The 14,267-nt window shown below is 65.7% G+C and carries 16 protein-coding genes; 9 read left to right on the plus strand and 7 right to left on the minus strand.

Translation table 11 applies throughout. The annotated features are described in order from the left end of the window. From DM816_RS08445 to DM816_RS08460, 4 genes are all read left to right on the plus strand, one after another. The gene (locus DM816_RS08445; RefSeq protein ID WP_246001715.1) at positions 1-558 is read left to right on the plus strand and encodes a GTP-binding protein; all 558 of its coding nucleotides are present in this window, start codon (positions 1-3) and stop codon (positions 556-558) included. A gap of 41 nt (positions 559-599) precedes the next feature. After that, entirely contained in the window at positions 600-1,775 is a 1,176-nt protein-coding gene (locus DM816_RS08450) for an ABC transporter substrate-binding protein (protein ID WP_117209590.1), read from the plus strand. Positions 1,776-1,996: 221 nt separating this feature from the next. Beyond that, positions 1,997-2,221, plus strand: a complete 225-nt coding sequence (locus tag DM816_RS08455; RefSeq protein WP_117209591.1) for a hypothetical protein — start codon at positions 1,997-1,999, stop codon at positions 2,219-2,221. Positions 2,222-2,749: 528 nt separating this feature from the next. Then, the gene (locus DM816_RS08460; protein WP_342768682.1) at positions 2,750-3,250 is read left to right on the plus strand and encodes an MmcQ/YjbR family DNA-binding protein; all 501 of its coding nucleotides are present in this window, start codon (positions 2,750-2,752) and stop codon (positions 3,248-3,250) included. A gap of 189 nt (positions 3,251-3,439) precedes the next feature. Here the strand turns inward: DM816_RS08460 and DM816_RS42325 are convergent, their stop codons facing one another. From DM816_RS42325 to DM816_RS08470, 3 genes are all read right to left on the minus strand, one after another. Continuing rightward, on the minus strand, positions 3,440-3,682 hold the full coding sequence (locus DM816_RS42325; RefSeq protein WP_162907238.1) for a hypothetical protein: 243 nt from the start codon (positions 3,680-3,682) through the stop codon (positions 3,440-3,442). A 194-nt stretch (positions 3,683-3,876) separates the two neighbouring features. Continuing rightward, the gene (locus tag DM816_RS08465; protein ID WP_117209592.1) at positions 3,877-4,854 is read right to left on the minus strand and encodes an alcohol dehydrogenase catalytic domain-containing protein; all 978 of its coding nucleotides are present in this window, start codon (positions 4,852-4,854) and stop codon (positions 3,877-3,879) included. Then, positions 4,851-5,186, minus strand: coding sequence for a hypothetical protein (locus tag DM816_RS08470; protein WP_117209593.1), 336 nt, complete (start codon positions 5,184-5,186; stop codon positions 4,851-4,853). Before DM816_RS08470 ends, DM816_RS08465 begins: the two co-directional genes overlap by 4 nt. A gap of 76 nt (positions 5,187-5,262) precedes the next feature. Between DM816_RS08470 and DM816_RS08475 the strand changes: the two genes are divergently transcribed. After that, complete coding sequence (locus DM816_RS08475; protein ID WP_162907248.1) at positions 5,263-5,904, plus strand: TetR/AcrR family transcriptional regulator; 642 nt, start codon at positions 5,263-5,265, stop codon at positions 5,902-5,904. A gap of 1,020 nt (positions 5,905-6,924) precedes the next feature. Here the strand turns inward: DM816_RS08475 and DM816_RS08480 are convergent. The 4 genes from DM816_RS08480 to DM816_RS08495 all read right to left on the minus strand — a co-directional run bounded on the left by DM816_RS08480 (position 6,925) and on the right by DM816_RS08495 (position 9,879). Continuing rightward, complete coding sequence (locus DM816_RS08480; protein WP_162907249.1) at positions 6,925-7,464, minus strand: DUF4765 family protein; 540 nt, start codon at positions 7,462-7,464, stop codon at positions 6,925-6,927. Positions 7,465-7,882: 418 nt separating this feature from the next. Then, positions 7,883-8,350 (minus strand): MSMEG_6728 family protein, encoded by a 468-nt coding sequence (locus tag DM816_RS08485; RefSeq protein WP_117209596.1) that lies wholly within the window; start codon positions 8,348-8,350, stop codon positions 7,883-7,885. 335 nt (positions 8,351-8,685) lie between these two features. Beyond that, the gene (locus tag DM816_RS45705; protein ID WP_425455227.1) at positions 8,686-8,937 is read right to left on the minus strand and encodes a WGxxGxxG family protein; all 252 of its coding nucleotides are present in this window, start codon (positions 8,935-8,937) and stop codon (positions 8,686-8,688) included. 369 nt (positions 8,938-9,306) lie between these two features. Next, a complete protein-coding gene (locus tag DM816_RS08495; protein WP_117209598.1) occupies positions 9,307-9,879 on the minus strand; it encodes a hemerythrin domain-containing protein in 573 nt (190 codons plus the stop codon). Between the two features lie 267 nt (positions 9,880-10,146). Here DM816_RS08495 and DM816_RS08500 point away from each other — a divergent pair, with 267 nt between their 5' ends. The 4 genes from DM816_RS08500 (at position 10,147) to DM816_RS08520 (ending at position 14,266) form a co-directional block, all read left to right on the plus strand. After that, positions 10,147-10,575, plus strand: a complete 429-nt coding sequence (locus tag DM816_RS08500) for a DUF2243 domain-containing protein (RefSeq protein WP_246001712.1) — start codon at positions 10,147-10,149, stop codon at positions 10,573-10,575. A gap of 612 nt (positions 10,576-11,187) precedes the next feature. Beyond that, positions 11,188-12,318 carry a TolB-like translocation protein gene (locus tag DM816_RS08505; protein WP_117209599.1) on the plus strand — a complete coding sequence of 377 codons (1,131 nt, stop codon included), beginning with the start codon at positions 11,188-11,190 and terminating at the stop codon, positions 12,316-12,318. Between the two features lie 219 nt (positions 12,319-12,537). Beyond that, entirely contained in the window at positions 12,538-13,032 is a 495-nt protein-coding gene (locus DM816_RS08510) for a MarR family winged helix-turn-helix transcriptional regulator (protein WP_117209617.1), read from the plus strand. Positions 13,033-13,459: 427 nt separating this feature from the next. Then, positions 13,460-14,266 (plus strand): MBL fold metallo-hydrolase, encoded by an 807-nt coding sequence (locus tag DM816_RS08520; protein WP_117209600.1) that lies wholly within the window; start codon positions 13,460-13,462, stop codon positions 14,264-14,266. Position 14,267 lies beyond the last annotated feature (1 nt).

Below are 14,267 nucleotides of genomic sequence, written 5' to 3' on the forward strand. Positions count from 1 at the left end.
ATCGTAATATCCGGCGGGTTCGGGGTCGGCAAGACCACCATGGTCGGCGCCGTCTCGGAGATCGAACCGGTCACCACCGAGGCCGCGATGACCGCCGCCAGCCAGGGCGTCGATGACACGAGTGTGCTCCCGCACAAGACGGCCACCACCGTGGCCATGGATTTCGGCCGGATCACGATCGACGAAGGGCTTGTGCTGTATCTGTTCGGCACGCCCGGCCAGAACCGGTTCTGGTTCATGTGGGACTCGGTGTGCTTCGGCGCGCTCGGTGCCATCGTGCTGGCCGACGTGCGGCGGTTGACCGACGCCTTCGGCCCAATTGACTACTTCGAGGGCGCGGGGCTGCCGTTCATCGTGGTGGTCAACCAGTTCGATGGCGCACCGACATATCCAGTGGAGGAGCTTCGCGAGGCGTTGGCACTGCCTGAAACCGTGCCGGTGCTGTCGTGCGACGCGCGCAACCGCGAAGGCTCCAAGCGCGTCCTGATCGAGCTCGTCGAACACCTGCTCAGGCTCCGTCAAGAATCGGCCGGCCTCGTCAATGCCGCCCCAGGCTAACCAGACCTATTGATCACTTTCAACCCCACAAAGGAACCGCGATGCAACCGCGATCCATTCCTCGGCATCTGCCCGCGCTGGTCGCCCTCGCCTTGGCCGCGTCGGGCTGCTCGGGCGATCCAGGGCAGGCCGAACCCGGTACCATAAGAATCGGTTTTATCGCCTCCCTTTCCGGGACATATCAATCGGTCGGCGAGGACATGCGCGATGGTTTCCAGCTCTACCTGGACACCCACAATGGACAGTTCGGCGGCCGCAAGGTCGACCTGGTGCTGGCCGACGAGGGGGATGGGCCGGCGACCGCGCTGCCCGCCGCCACGCGCCTGATCAAACAGGAGCGGGTCGCCGCCCTCGCCGGGATCGTGGGCGGCGGTTCATACGCGGCGATCGCGCCCGTGGCAATCGAAAACAAGCTGCCGCTCGTCGGCGCGAACGGGCGCCCTGCCGTCAAGGACGCCACCTGGCTGTGGCACACATCGTTCATATCCGATGAGCCGGGCATCGCCATCGCCCCCTATATCAAGGAGAAGGTGGACGGCTCGGTGTATGCGATCGGCCCCGACTATCAGGGCGGTCACGACGAGCTACGGGGCTTCACAGACACGTTCACCAAGCTCGGCGGCAAGCTCGCCAACCCCGACGGCAAGACGACCTGGACGCCGTTCCCGAACACGACCAACTTCCTGCCCTATTTCGCGCAAATAAAGAGCTCGAATGCCAAGGCGGTCTACACGTTCTACGCCGGCAAGAACGCGATCGACTTCGTGACCCAGTACAAGCAGTCCGACATCAGAAACATCCCGTTGTACGGGGCGTTCCTCACCGAGGGCACCGTGCTCAACGCTCAGGGCCCCTTGGCCGAGGACGTCTGGAACGTGCTGAACTACAGCCCCGACCTGGACAACCCGGCCAACCGGAGGTTCGTCGCCGAGTGGTCACAGCGCCACACGCGGATCCCCACAACCTTCGCGATGGCAAGCTACGACGCAGCGGCGGTCCTGGATCGCGCCGTGGGCAAGGTGACGGGCGAGGTCACGCCGGAGAAGATCAACATGGCGGTCGGCCAGGTGGGGCAGATCGACAGCCCGCGCGGCCAATGGCAGTTCAGCGCCACGACGCACGCCCCGATTCAGCGTTGGTACCTGAGGGTCGTGCGGCGCGATGGAGGGCAGGTGTCCAACCGCATCGTGCAGACCCTGACCACGCTCGGCGGCTGAAGCACCGAATCCGGCCACCACCGTGGACGCTATTTGGTGCCCGTCATCGACGGGTCCGCCTATGGACTGCAGCAGTATGTGGTCGCGGCCGGGCTGACCTCGTGTTCAGGAAGCCCATCCTGCACTTGTCAACATCTGTCACCGCAGCCCCGTCGGTCTGCTTCACATAATCGCGCATCTGATCGTGGGCGGCCCGGTCAGGCAGCCTGCCCGCCGCGATCGTGACGCTGGTGCTGAGATCCTTGTCGCTGTCGAAGGTGCACGAACCGATCCCCAAGCAGGAAGGCGCCATCAGGCTGGTAGAGGCGATTGACCGCGATGTCGGCGGAGCGGCGTTCCTGCGCGATCTGGTGCTGGCCGGCCTGTGGGCGTCAGGAGGCTTGAGTGGGCATGAGCCCAGGGGTGGGGTGCACCATCTTCGGCAAAGAGTGCGTGACCTCCGATGATCACATTGCCCGATAAGGGTTTCCCCGGCGGACAAAGCACCGAAGAGATCACGTGAAGCGAAGCGCCCCCGCGGTCGAATCGTCCGGGAGTGGTTCCCAACTGATACCAGACGACGGCCGTCCGAATAGGCCATCGAAATGAGACACCTACCGTAATCGCGATGTGTCGGTCGCCAAGAGCTTCCGGTGTCCCGCTCATCGATCCTCCATTGAGAGGGACGGATTCGATCCTTGCGAACCGAAGATCGAGTCTAGGGGTCGCGAATGCTCGGCGATCCGAAGCTGGTCTGCCGTGCAGCGGCGTTCCGGCAGCAACAGTGGGATGCCGTCGCCGTTTCACCAAGCCGAGCACACCAGCGGCGAGAATGGCAACGGAAAGCAACAGCAAGATGGCAAAAGAGCCGACCGTCATGCCACGAGGCTAAACGCCCAAGCATGATCACCACAGGTGGCTACCAGGTGGACCGCAAGCAGTGCCTTAAAGATCATCTTTGACAACCCGCAGAGGCCAGTGAAGGTTCGAATCCGTTGACACTCGAGTGCAGTGTGCCGCCGGGCACGTCCATTCCGTCGTACCGCGACGGTAACCTCGCGGCCATGGCTGGATCTGGAGACGTTCCGCCGCTGATCGAGGACCGGTTGCGCGCGGTGTGCCTGGGGCTTCCCAGCGCCTACGAGGAGCCGGCCTGGACTGGCATCCGCTGGCGGGTACGCGGCCGCACCTTCGCTCATGCCTGCACCGTCGAGGCCGACAATCCAACCTCCCACGCACGGGTCTTCGCCACCGACGGCCCGGTCTGCGTGGTCACGTTCCGGGCGCCCGCCGAAGAGGTCGCAGGCCTTATCAGCTCCGGATTCCCGTTCTACTGGCCCGGATGGGGCGCGAACGTCGTCGGGCTGGTCCTGGATGGGCAGACCGATTGGAGCGAGGTGGCCGAGTTGCTTACCGACAGCTACTGCGTGCAGGCGCCCAAAAAACTGGCTCGCCTCGTCGACCGGCCGCCCGCCCATCCAGCCCAGGCATCGTGAAACCACGCTGAGGCCCCAGCCAACGACCGGTACCGGACGAATCGCGGCCGGCGCCGGGACACTGCGGCATGGTGGGATACCGCTATAGCGGCGGTCGGGGAGCAACCGTTTATTCGGCTGCAAGCGCACGCAGCCTGCGCTGCAGTGCCGCTTCCAGCTGCTCGGGAAGTCGAAAGAACCCGCGATGGGTCAGCAGGCGGTGCCGGGGATTGTGTTGGCAAGAGCCCGAACCGTCACTCCTGCCTCCACTCGCACGGCGCCGACGATGGCTTCTGGCGGCACCCGGCCGCCCGGATCGGCGGTACGTCCGTCCAGCACATACACGCGGCCCGACCCCTGCATCTCGGCCTGGATCCGAATGCCAGGGCACCGCTCGACGTGCTCGTGGATGACGCGGGACAGGAACCTGATGCTCGCGCCCTCGGTCAGCACGTGTTGCTTTGAGCCAGGACGCCCACGGTCGACCGGGCTCGGGCCGCTTTGGGCCGCGCCGGGCCGAGCATCACCGCCCAACTCGACGACGCCCTCGCCGGCGTCGCCTTGAAACTGACGCCCACCAACGAGCCCGCCTGGGACTCAGCCACCTGGACTCACATGGGCGACCGGCTCACCCGCCGCGGGCGCTTTCAGTGTGAGGGGATCAGCAGCACTTTGCCCGTGACGGTGCGCTCCTGCAACAGGCGATGTGCTTCACATGCCTTTTCCATCGGTACCCGCTCCGCGATCAATGGGCGCAGCTGGCGTGCTTCGAGCCGGTGCAGCAGCGCGGCCAGTGTCTCACGCAGCCGCCCGGGGTTGGTGCGGGCGGCCGTGCTGAGCCGATAGAACAGTGCACGCCGGTTGTTGGGTAGCACGGACCAGACCCGCAGCCGCACGAGGTCGCGTAGCGCGGTGAGCCGGCCGCCGGCGTGGCTCAGGAAGCCATACGAGACGAGCCGGCCGCCTGCGTGCAGCGTTCGGAAAGACCGCGTCAGGTGCGCTCCGCCCAAGGCGTCGAAGACGACGTCCATGGTGGGTGTGTGCGCGTTGTGTTCGGCGAACGTCGCTCCGAACGAGGCGACAACGTCGCGCTTGCCGGCCGACGCGGTGCCGTACATGTCCAATCCGGACCACCGGCCGAGATCCAGCAGGGCCGTGCCGACTCCACCGGCCGCCCCGTGGATGAGGACCCGCTCGCCGGGCCGCACCTGGGCGACGTGATGCAGCAGCTCGAACGCGGTGACGTAGTTGAGGGTCAGGCACGCGGCCTCGTGTATGCCGACGCCGTCTTCCACCGGGACCAGGCTCACCACGGGAAGCGTCACATGGCTGGCATACCCGCCGCGGAGGATTAGCGCCGCAACGCGCTGGCCGATCCAGTGGCGGGGGACGCCCGGACCGACCGCTTCCACGGTGCCCGCGATGTCCCAGCCGGGCACGAACGGTGGACGCGGACCGCCCGGGTAGCGACCCGCCCGCATGAGCACGTCGGCGTGGGCGACGCCGGCGGCGAGCACCCGCACCAGTACTTCGCCGTGTCGGGGCTCAAGAGCCGGACCGGTCTCGATCCGCATGACGCCGGGGTCACCGAAGCGCGGGACGACCACCCGCCGCGGCAGCGTCATGCCGTGGCCCGCAGCTGGTGCCTGACCAGCACGCCACCCATGACGATCGCGGTGATCGCGCCGAGCAGGCTCGCCGCCCCGAGCCGGCCCGTGACCAGATAGGACGCTGCGGCGCTCATCAGCACACCCGCGGTGAGCCCAAAAGCGAAGATCAACGCGGTTGCGGCGATTCTCGCGGGGACAAGCGCCGCGGCGACCAGCAGCCCGCACAGGATCAGGTCCGGTACCAGGAAGGGGTTGTCGGGGCGCCAGGAGCCGCCGATGAACAGGAAGACAAACGTCCCCGCGCTTACGGCGATGCCGATGATCCGTGCTACCAGCAGTGTAGTCATGTCTACAGCGTAGACTTCTGGAGCATCCGGTGTCTACACCGTAGACACCGGTTTCGGATGCGGCAGGATGACAGGCATGCCAAGGTCCAGACCGTTGACACCCGCCGTGATCGCGGAGACCGCGCTTCGCTTCGGTGACCGCGAAGGGCCACAGGCGATGTCGATGCGGCGGATCGCGGGCGAGCTGGGCTGCGATCCGATGGCGTTGTACCGCCACTACGCCGATCGCGAGGCGCTGCTCGACGCCGTGGCCGACCTGGCGCTGGCCGACGCTGCCGACCCCGACCCCGCGGGCAGTTGGGAGGGGCGGCTGCGTGCCGTCGTCACCGCGATCCGGTCCGCGGCCTTGCGCCACCCTGGAATCGCCGCGCAGATCGCCGCGCGGCCACCGCTGGGACCCCAGGGCCGCCGGCTCGGCGCCGCCATGATGACGGCGTTGCGCGACGCCGGGCTACCGGAGCCGCTTGTGGTCAAGGCGGCGCAAACGCTCGTGGCCTACCTGGCGGCGGGGCTGGCGATGTCAACGCGTGCCGGTACCCGCGACGCCCGCTGGGAACAGGTCAGCCAGGCCATCGACGAGTTGCCCGGCGGGCCGCCCGGTCGCGACCTGCTCATCGCCGGCTCGGACGAGCAGTTCGAATTCGGGCTACGCCTGCTCATCTCCGGCATCCGCGTAGAAGCGGGATCGGCAAGGCAACGCCCCGGCTCATCCAAGTGAACTCACGGCTCGCCGGGCAGGCCGGTTCGGTGAACATCTTCGCCACAGACGATGGCGGCACGCTCGTGCGGCTCAGCACCACCATTGGATCTGGGTCCTGGAGCACCTACAACATCACCGGGGCCAAATACGCCGGCGGGAGGCATCGACGCGATCCAAGGTGCAGAAGACGTCGTGGTATTCGCTATTGGAGCGTGATCCTTGAGGATCGAGAGTCGCCGTGACGGGATCTGGCGATTGCCTGCCCAATCGACTCTCACTCCCGGCTGACCTCGACAGGCTACGGGTTCGCTGTTGACGGACAGTTGGGTACAGAACGACTTCTCAAAGGCCGTGTCTCTTGAAGACCGCGATTGGTCGAGCACATGCTGGACGCGGGTGACTTCGTGGCGCCCATGGTTGAGCCGGCCTGGGGCGCGGTGTCGAGATTGCTTCAGAACCGTTTCTCCAGGCCGCTCACCGAACCCGCCGTGCCGGTACGGACCAGGCTAAGCCGCGGCCGAGGAGGAACCCGGTGATGGCAACGCCAACGCCACCGGCGCGGTTGACGACCAACGCGGGCTTGCGTCCAAACGCGACCGGGATGCAGTCAAACGCGATGTCAAACCCACCTACACCGCGGTCAACGCCGACGCCGCCAGAACGGCCTTCGATACGATGGCCGGCAACTGGGCAAGCGGTACCCACCGGTGAATCGGTTTGTTCGCGACCCCGGTTCGCTCGCGCATTTGAACAACGCCTGGCAGGAGTTCATCCGTAGACAGCCGCTGTGGCGCGGCCACACCGGCGCTGGAAAGGGGCATGCGGACGGAGAACGAGCGCCGCCGCACAGTCCACCTGAGACGCGGTCATGAGAATACCGGACAAGCCCGCCGCCGAGGTTCTCGGCGGAGCCACACAAGTGGCACCAGGCGACGCTGGCGGCCAACGGATGGGCAGCGGGACGCGCATGCGCCGCGCCAGCATGTCGCGCATCGCGTGGGGCCTGTCCGGTCGCGGCGCTGGGATCCAGAATCAGCGTCAGGAGGCGTTGGGCTCGCCCTGCGGTTCTGGGAGTCCAACGGTGCGGTCGACGGTAGCCAGCACCGTCACCGGCGCCGAGGGTTGCGCGACCCATCCAGACTCGGTGCTGCTACCCCGGGCCAGGTACCGGGTATTGATCTTCACGACCACGAGGTGATGCCGCCAACTCCAGCTCATCTTGGTCGGATCCTTGGCCGCGTATTCAGGCAACCGCTGGCCCTTGGCGATCTGCTGCTTTCGCTCGTCCTCACTGGGAGCCTTGGCGTTGGCGTCCGCGGTGGCGCCGCCGGCCGACTGCTGCTGAACGATGTTCTGTAGCTGGGGCCCGCGGGTGCCCCGGCACAGCACCACGTCGACGTCCTGGTGATTGTCGACGGCGGCCTTGACGTCCTGGTCGTTGGTGATCTTCAGGTGTGAATGCGTCTGTAGCAACTGCGGCCACAACTCGTCGAGGTTGTCCTCCAGCGGCTTGGTCTTCTTCTCGTCTTCCCATTCGACCGTGGTCGTGACGATCGCTGGGAACTGCGGACTTGTCATAATCGGTAACCCATCCTGTGTCGGTCGGCGGCGGGAATGCCGCCGGCTCTCGTATGGGTAGAGCACACCTCCTGGTCCGGTGATACGTCCGACATCGGACTCTGACGCGGATCTGCGGACGCGGTCCGGCACGAACCTCCATGGCCATGCACACACGTATGGTTCGCCCATTGTCCCAGCGCTGAGCGATGCAGCCGAGGAACATGCTGCACGGCGCATCCGCAGGTGGCCCATGGGCAACCCAAGATGAAGCGTCGACCACAGTTGCGTGCAGACCGAAACGCCGGCGGCTGCACCGACCGTGCCTCAGGCGATCCGCTCCGTCGGGCAGCACACGGCACTCCGCTCTCTGCGCTCGTGGCGCATTTAAACGTCACGCTCAGAGGGCGACATCTTGGCCCCGGGACGGCTTTGTCCGTCATATGGACCGTTTGAGGGCGCGGTCCGACAGCGGCCAGACATAGGGAAGGTTATCGGGTACATCGGGCCCGAAGATGGGACGGTAGTAGGCCGGATTCTTGCGTAGCAGCGATGATTGATGGCTCAGGTGCAGGTCGGCCCAGCCCAGCCACTGCGGCAATTCGCCTAGTTCGGCTAGCTCCGACTGGCCGCGTACGGAACGGGCGAACTCTGCGCGCAACGTGGCGGCGACAGTATCGGCTGCTCCCATGGCGCTCCACCGCGCACATATGGTGAGGCCGTAACATACCAGCGCTTCCTGGTAACCGATCCACATCTTCACGACGGGATGGTGCCGCCAGCCGTAAAGCGGAATCGTCATCGCGCGTAGAATCTGAAGCGCTTCGACACGTTGCTTGCCAAGCCGAACGCGGTCCAGTACGGCAGCCGTCGCTGCGAATTCGGCGTATGGCAGGAACGTCTGCATCCTCACCTGCTAATCGCGTAGCCGGTCGTGGGAACGCGTGGCGACGCGCGTTGGCCCCTGACCACCGCGCCAACTCCTGGCTCAGCAACCCGTCGACCGACCGTGCGTGAAATCATGGCCGGGTCTTATCGCCATCGTGCCGACGCAGCGAGAGGCGTGCACATGATATCCGGACACGACATCCGGTGCTTTGCACAAGTGGCGCCGCTTCACCGCGTGCCACTCGCCCGGTGTGCTTGATTTTGGGGCGGACCTGGTACAGATCAACGCTTTGCACTGCTGGCGACCGCCCCAATCCCTCAGATCGAACCAACATTGCCGGCGTTGCCGATTTGTCAAGATCTAGGCATTCCCTCGTACCGGTTTTCGGGCTGCTTACGTCGGAGAAGGCCCAGCAAACCGGCCAAGCCCAGAAGCCCCCAGAGCCCGTGGAGTCCCCGGTTGCCCTCGTTGGAATCGTCCTGCTGGACCGAAGTGGAATGCGTAGTCGCCGGGTCATTCGTGGGATCGCTTGCCTGCGCGGCTGCCGCCGGCCCGAACGCCAGCGCCACGGTCAAGGTGGCGACCGCCATGGATTTGCGTACCATGAGTCTCCCTCCTAACTGCCAACGTCAGGCTCTTTCCCATACGGCCGGCTAAAACCTCATCGGGTCGATGAACAAAGAGTTGTTGCACCTGCCGCGCGCGGGTGACAGCCAGAATCTGTTCGTGCCACCGCGGCTGCCGAGTTCGCCTATGGTAGAGGAATGCCGCTGGGACCGACCGGCTCGCTTCTGCTCGCCGGCCTGCTGTGCCTGGTGCTATGTAGCGAGCCAGACTGAAGCCCAATCGATGAGAACGGCGCAGCAGGCGCTGGCATTCGCGTTCCGGCCATGCACATCACTGTGATTTACGATTCTCATTCATCAGTTTGATTTGGCGCTCGGCCCAGGTTCAACCGGTGGTCCTGTGTTCCATCATGTGCTCGCCGACCCGCCGTCGCGAATGGCGTCGCGAATGGCGTCGCGAATGCGGTCGAAAACCGCGAGCGGCGGCCCGGCCAGAATGTTGGCCATCGCCGACTCCCCGGCGCCCGGGTGTGGGCGGGTCGGCGCGGTCGCCTCGGCCGCTCGCACCATGGCCGCCATCCGCTGCAGCTTCTCCGGTGAGTTGTCCCGCAACAGCAACGGGAACTCCTCGGCTTCTTCCCGCTCCGCATGCTGGATGACGGACGCACCGACCATGCTGAGCCTCGTGGCGAACTGCGGATGGTCCACGCCCATGTCGTAAAGTTTGGCCAGGGCGTGCTTGGCCTCGTTTTCCTCACCGAGCCGCTGCTGCACAACGCGCTCGTCCGAGTCGCGCGCCGCCGGATGGACCACCATCTCCTCGGCCGACTCGTGCACCGCCAGAAACCGCACCAAATAATGGAAAAGCCGTTCCCGCTCAGCGCCGCCAGCGCGCTCCAGCCGAGCGAACATGTCTTTGATCTGCTGATGTTGCTGCAATAGCAGCTCTACCACATCTTGTTGCTCGGTCGAACTGGTCATGGCGCACGCCTACCCGCCTCATCGAGCACGCAAACCGGAAGCGAAGCCAAGCATCGCGGGGAGTTACGGCAGGGTTTGGCTTTGATACAGGGCGGACATCGGTGTGCCGACTGAAAGTGCCTTCGTGGTCCCGTGGTGTACACCATCGGCGTGCGACGGCATGACGTGCTCGTCTCGTCCGTGGCCGTTTCGTGGTTACGCGCGCTACCAGCGGGGTATTCGCGTCCGGTGTCCACAGAACCGAGTTCGAGCGTGTTAGGGCCTGGCTTGCTGCTGGGAGCCGGACTGGGTGGTTTCGTCGACGGGATCCTGCTTCACCAGATCCTGCAGTGGCACCACATGCTCACCGAACGCGGCTACGGCTTGACGGTCCAAACGCTCGCGGACGGCCTGTTTCACGCCGCGACCTGGCTGGCCGTAACCGTCGGGTTGTGGTGGCTGTGGCGGCGCGTTCGCCTGCGCCGGCCACGGCCTTACAGCGCGCTGGCCGGGCCGATGCTGGCCGGTTGGGGCCTGTTCAACCTCATCGAGGGCATCGTGGACCATCATTTGCTCGCTGTGCATCATGTGCGCTCGGGCGAGCACCAGCTCGCGTGGGATCTGGCGTTCCTTGGCCTGGGCGCCGTTCTGCTCATCGCCGGGTGGCTGCTCCACCGCGATGCCATCAGGCGCGACCGGGTACCGCCGGAACGGTAGTGAGCACAGCCAATCCTTATTTGCGGTCGTGGATGCACACGTGCCTTCGTTCAGGCTTGCGGCACGGATGGCGATCTCGGTTTCGCCGGAGCCTGGGGAAGACGCCGCCGCACCGCCAGCTTAAGGGTGTCCAGGTCACCCGGGCGTGCGGCCTGGACGACGGCGCCTGCGCCACGGCGACGATCCGGCCGGCCCGCCGGTGCGCCGATTCCGCGATGGCGTCCCCACTTCCGGCACCCGGGGGTTGCCAGCACGACACCACGGAATTCGCGGTCGGCGAGCAAGTCGGTGGCCGAACTCCGTACCAGAACGTCGTCTTCCAAGCCAAGTGGGTGGACAACCGCAACCGCTTGGCCGTCACGGGAGGTGATCCCGGCGGCCCTGGACGACGCGAACTCTTCCGCGCCCGTTTCACCAATCCGGAGACAGACCCCGGTCTTTGCATCGATACTCCAATCGCGGCAAGGCGTCGTCCATACCGATGACACCGGGTATCGCCCAGATCAGGTTTTCTACGTCGCCCGGCCGAAAGGCGACACGTGGCAGGTTGCCACCGCGGCGGCGCATGTTGGGGGTGGCGCCCGGCGAATGCATCCGGAAGCATGGTGGGACATGACGAGGCGCGGCAGGGTGGCCGGTGGGATCGGCACCATGGTGATGCTGATGGTGTTGACGTCGTGGCCGCCGGTGCGTTTGCTCAGCTTCGATCCCGACAAGGCATCCAAGGGCGGCTCTGTGCTTGACCACCTGCCCGCGCACATCCGCCCGCTTGCGATCGACCTGCCCGGTGGCGGGGTGCCCATGCGTGCCGACTGGTCTCCCGGCGGTGATCGGCTCGTGTTCCTGGACGCGCCGATCGGCGACGTGTGGGAATACGACCTTGACAGCGGTGTCGCCCGCAACCTGACGGAGGCCTTCCTGCCAGGCGGTGTGTTAAGGGCTCATCACCTCACCAACGGTGATCTCGTGTTGTGCGCGCCGCTGCAACGCAATCGTCAGGATCCCGAGGGTGATCGATTCGCCGGCCGGCTATGGGTCCTTTCTGCGCCCCTCGGTTCCCGCGCCCCGGTCGGACTCGATGCGCCCTGCTGGGAGGGGATCGCGGTGTCGAAGCAGCCGGGTTCGACGCGCATAGCGTGGAACGAGGCATCGATCGACTTCACCGCCGTACCGCAGGTTTTCGGCGAGGCGCTCTTCGGCGAGTCGAGAATCTTCACCGGCCGGATCGTCTATGACCACGCGGGTAGGCCGGCACTTGTCGATCGGAGGGTCGTCGTGGACAAGACCGATGTCGGTGTCATCACACCAGCCGTCGAAGCGCAGGACTTTCGCCGCATCGACGACGGCGATCCGAACGTCGATGACGAGCTGATCTTCAGCGCCTACTTCCACAACGGCGGTCAGGTCATGGGGGTCGACCTCGACACGGGTGCGATCACCGACTACGCGCCCGCCTCACACTTCTACGAAGAGGCAGAAGGCATCGATCCGGCGGGGCGTTACGTGCTTGTCGAGCGGGACCTCGCGATCGTACTTTTCCCGGGAGAGCTCGACATCTGGCGGCTGGCGCTCGACGGCAGCGGCTCATTCGAGCGGCTCACGACCTTCAATCATTACGCCGGTTACGGCGCGACCAACCCGGTCGTGTCGCCTGACGGCAACAGCATCGCGTTCCAGCTCGAGAAGGCGGACTCCGAGCACGGCCAGGGCCACGGCCTGCTGCTGTTCGACCTGGCACGGTGAGAAGGCCGGTCAGCGCCACGCAACCGACAGGCGCTGCGCCGTCGTGGAAAACCCGCACGCCATCCCACAGCAGTCCAATGTGGTCCCCGCCCGCGCCCGCAGTGGTTCACGTGGCGGACGCCCGGCGGCCTACGACGCCCAGCCCTCGCCCACATATGGCAACTGCACATGGGCGGTGATCCCGTGGCGATGCCATCTCTGTAAGGCATGATCGATGCTGTGGTTGACCGAGCGGAGATTTCGACGGCGAAGGATGCCGCGGATCATGAACTGATCGTGGCCTTCGGTAGGTTCCTGGGTTCGGCCAACCGGCTGGAATACATCCTGGGGCGGGCGATCGAGCAGGAATGCGGGATCAGCCACCTGATGTTCGAGGTGCTGCTGATCCTGGCCCGGGCGGGCGGTCCGGGTCTGACGATGGGTGCCATCAGCCGGGAGCAGGTGCTCACCACGGGTGGTGTGACTCGGCTGATCGACCGGATGGAGACGGCTGGGTTGGTGGAGCGCAGCAACGATCCTCATGACCGGCGCGGCCGCCTCGTCCGATTGACCCCTCTCGGCGAGCAGACGGTGGTGCACGCTGCCCGGGTCCACGTGGAAAACATCGTGCGTTACTTCCTCGAACCACTGCCCGCAAACCGCCGCAAGCGTTTCGTTGACGACCTGCGGATCCTTAGCCACTCAGCCCGCGACATGCTTCCCCGCCTGCGGTAAGGCCTGCGATCCAGATCACACCGCGACGCACACCGCTCGGGAAATATCTGACGCATCAGATTCTGTTGAGTCAGGCATGAAGCTGGTCTACGCTTTCGACGCGCACTGCGGCTGGTCACATGGGTTCTCGGGTGCGATTTCGCCGGTCGCGCCGAGACATCCCGATCTGCCTATCGAGGTCGTGTCGAGCGGTCTTTCACCGGCGAGCGCCGGCAGCCGATCCGGGCCACTGAGGCCGACTTCGCCTCGTCGTCCAGCCTGGCATCCACGCCTACCCGGCCCTGCTCGCTGCCTCTGGCGAGCACGTCGTCCCACTGGCCAGCGGGCATGCCACCGCTGATCAGATCGATTCACGCCTTTCCACGGTACCGACCGATCTAATCTGATCATGGCCTCGCAGCCGATTCGCACCTTATGAGGAGAAATCGTGAGCACGCTCAACTTCACCGTCGCTGACCTGGACTTCCCGGTCGGCAGCAAGAACAAGACGGCCACCCTGGTCACCGGTGACCACGACGCACTGCTGATCGACGCCGGGTTCACCCGGGCAGACGGCCATCGCCTGGTGGCACAGATCCTCGACTCTGGCAAACGGCTGACCACCCTGTTCATCAGCCACGGCGACCCCGACTTCTACTTCGGCGCGCAAGTCGTGGCCGACGCGTTCCCCGACGCCGCCATCGTCGCCACCCCGCAGACCATCGAGCACATCAACCACTCGTACGAAGGCAAGCTGAAAGCCTGGGCGGCAGCCGGGGTCAACCTGCCGACCCGGCTAGTCGAGCTGACCCCGCTGACGGGTGATGTTTCTCTTGAAGGGCATCAGTTCCAGCTGCGCGGCGGCCCGGCGGCCTTGCCCGACCGGCACTATCTATGGCAGGCCGAGCACCGCGCCATCCTCGGCGGCGTCTTGTTGTTCCAGCACGAACACGTGTGGGTCGCCGATACCGCCAAGCCCGAGCAGCGCGCCGCCTGGATCGCCCTGCTTGACGAGATGGCAGCCCTGGACCCGCAGCTGGTCATACCTGGACACCGGCTTCCCGGCACGCCGGCTGACGCCAGCGCCATCGCCGGTACCCGTGACTACCTGATCGCCTTCGAGCAGGAGCTGGCAAAGGCGGCCGACGGCGCCGCGCTGACCGCAGCGCTGGTCAACCGGTACCCCGGCTATGGCATGCAGATCGCCGCACAGATCGGCGCGAAGGTCGCCAAAGGCGAAATGGCGTGGGGATGAC

The sequence above is a fragment of the Allorhizocola rhizosphaerae genome (genome assembly GCF_003426775.1).
Lineage (GTDB): Bacteria > Actinomycetota > Actinomycetes > Mycobacteriales > Micromonosporaceae > Allorhizocola > Allorhizocola rhizosphaerae.

Coding starts and splice junctions, on each gene's coding strand:
- DM816_RS08480 (WP_162907249.1), bottom strand. CDS start 7,464: ATGACAAGTCCGCAGTTCCCAGCGATCGTCACGACCACGGTCGAATGG.
- DM816_RS08485 (WP_117209596.1), bottom strand. CDS start 8,350: ATGCAGACGTTCCTGCCATACGCCGAATTCGCAGCGACGGCTGCCGTA.
- DM816_RS45705 (WP_425455227.1), bottom strand. CDS start 8,937: ATGGTACGCAAATCCATGGCGGTCGCCACCTTGACCGTGGCGCTGGCG.
- DM816_RS08495 (WP_117209598.1), bottom strand. CDS start 9,879: ATGACCAGTTCGACCGAGCAACAAGATGTGGTAGAGCTGCTATTGCAG.
- DM816_RS08470 (WP_117209593.1), bottom strand. CDS start 5,186: ATGACTACACTGCTGGTAGCACGGATCATCGGCATCGCCGTAAGCGCG.
- DM816_RS08450 (WP_117209590.1), top strand. CDS start 600: ATGCAACCGCGATCCATTCCTCGGCATCTGCCCGCGCTGGTCGCCCTC.
- DM816_RS08505 (WP_117209599.1), top strand. CDS start 11,188: ATGACGAGGCGCGGCAGGGTGGCCGGTGGGATCGGCACCATGGTGATG.
- DM816_RS08465 (WP_117209592.1), bottom strand. CDS start 4,854: ATGACGCTGCCGCGGCGGGTGGTCGTCCCGCGCTTCGGTGACCCCGGC.
- DM816_RS08475 (WP_162907248.1), top strand. CDS start 5,263: ATGCCAAGGTCCAGACCGTTGACACCCGCCGTGATCGCGGAGACCGCG.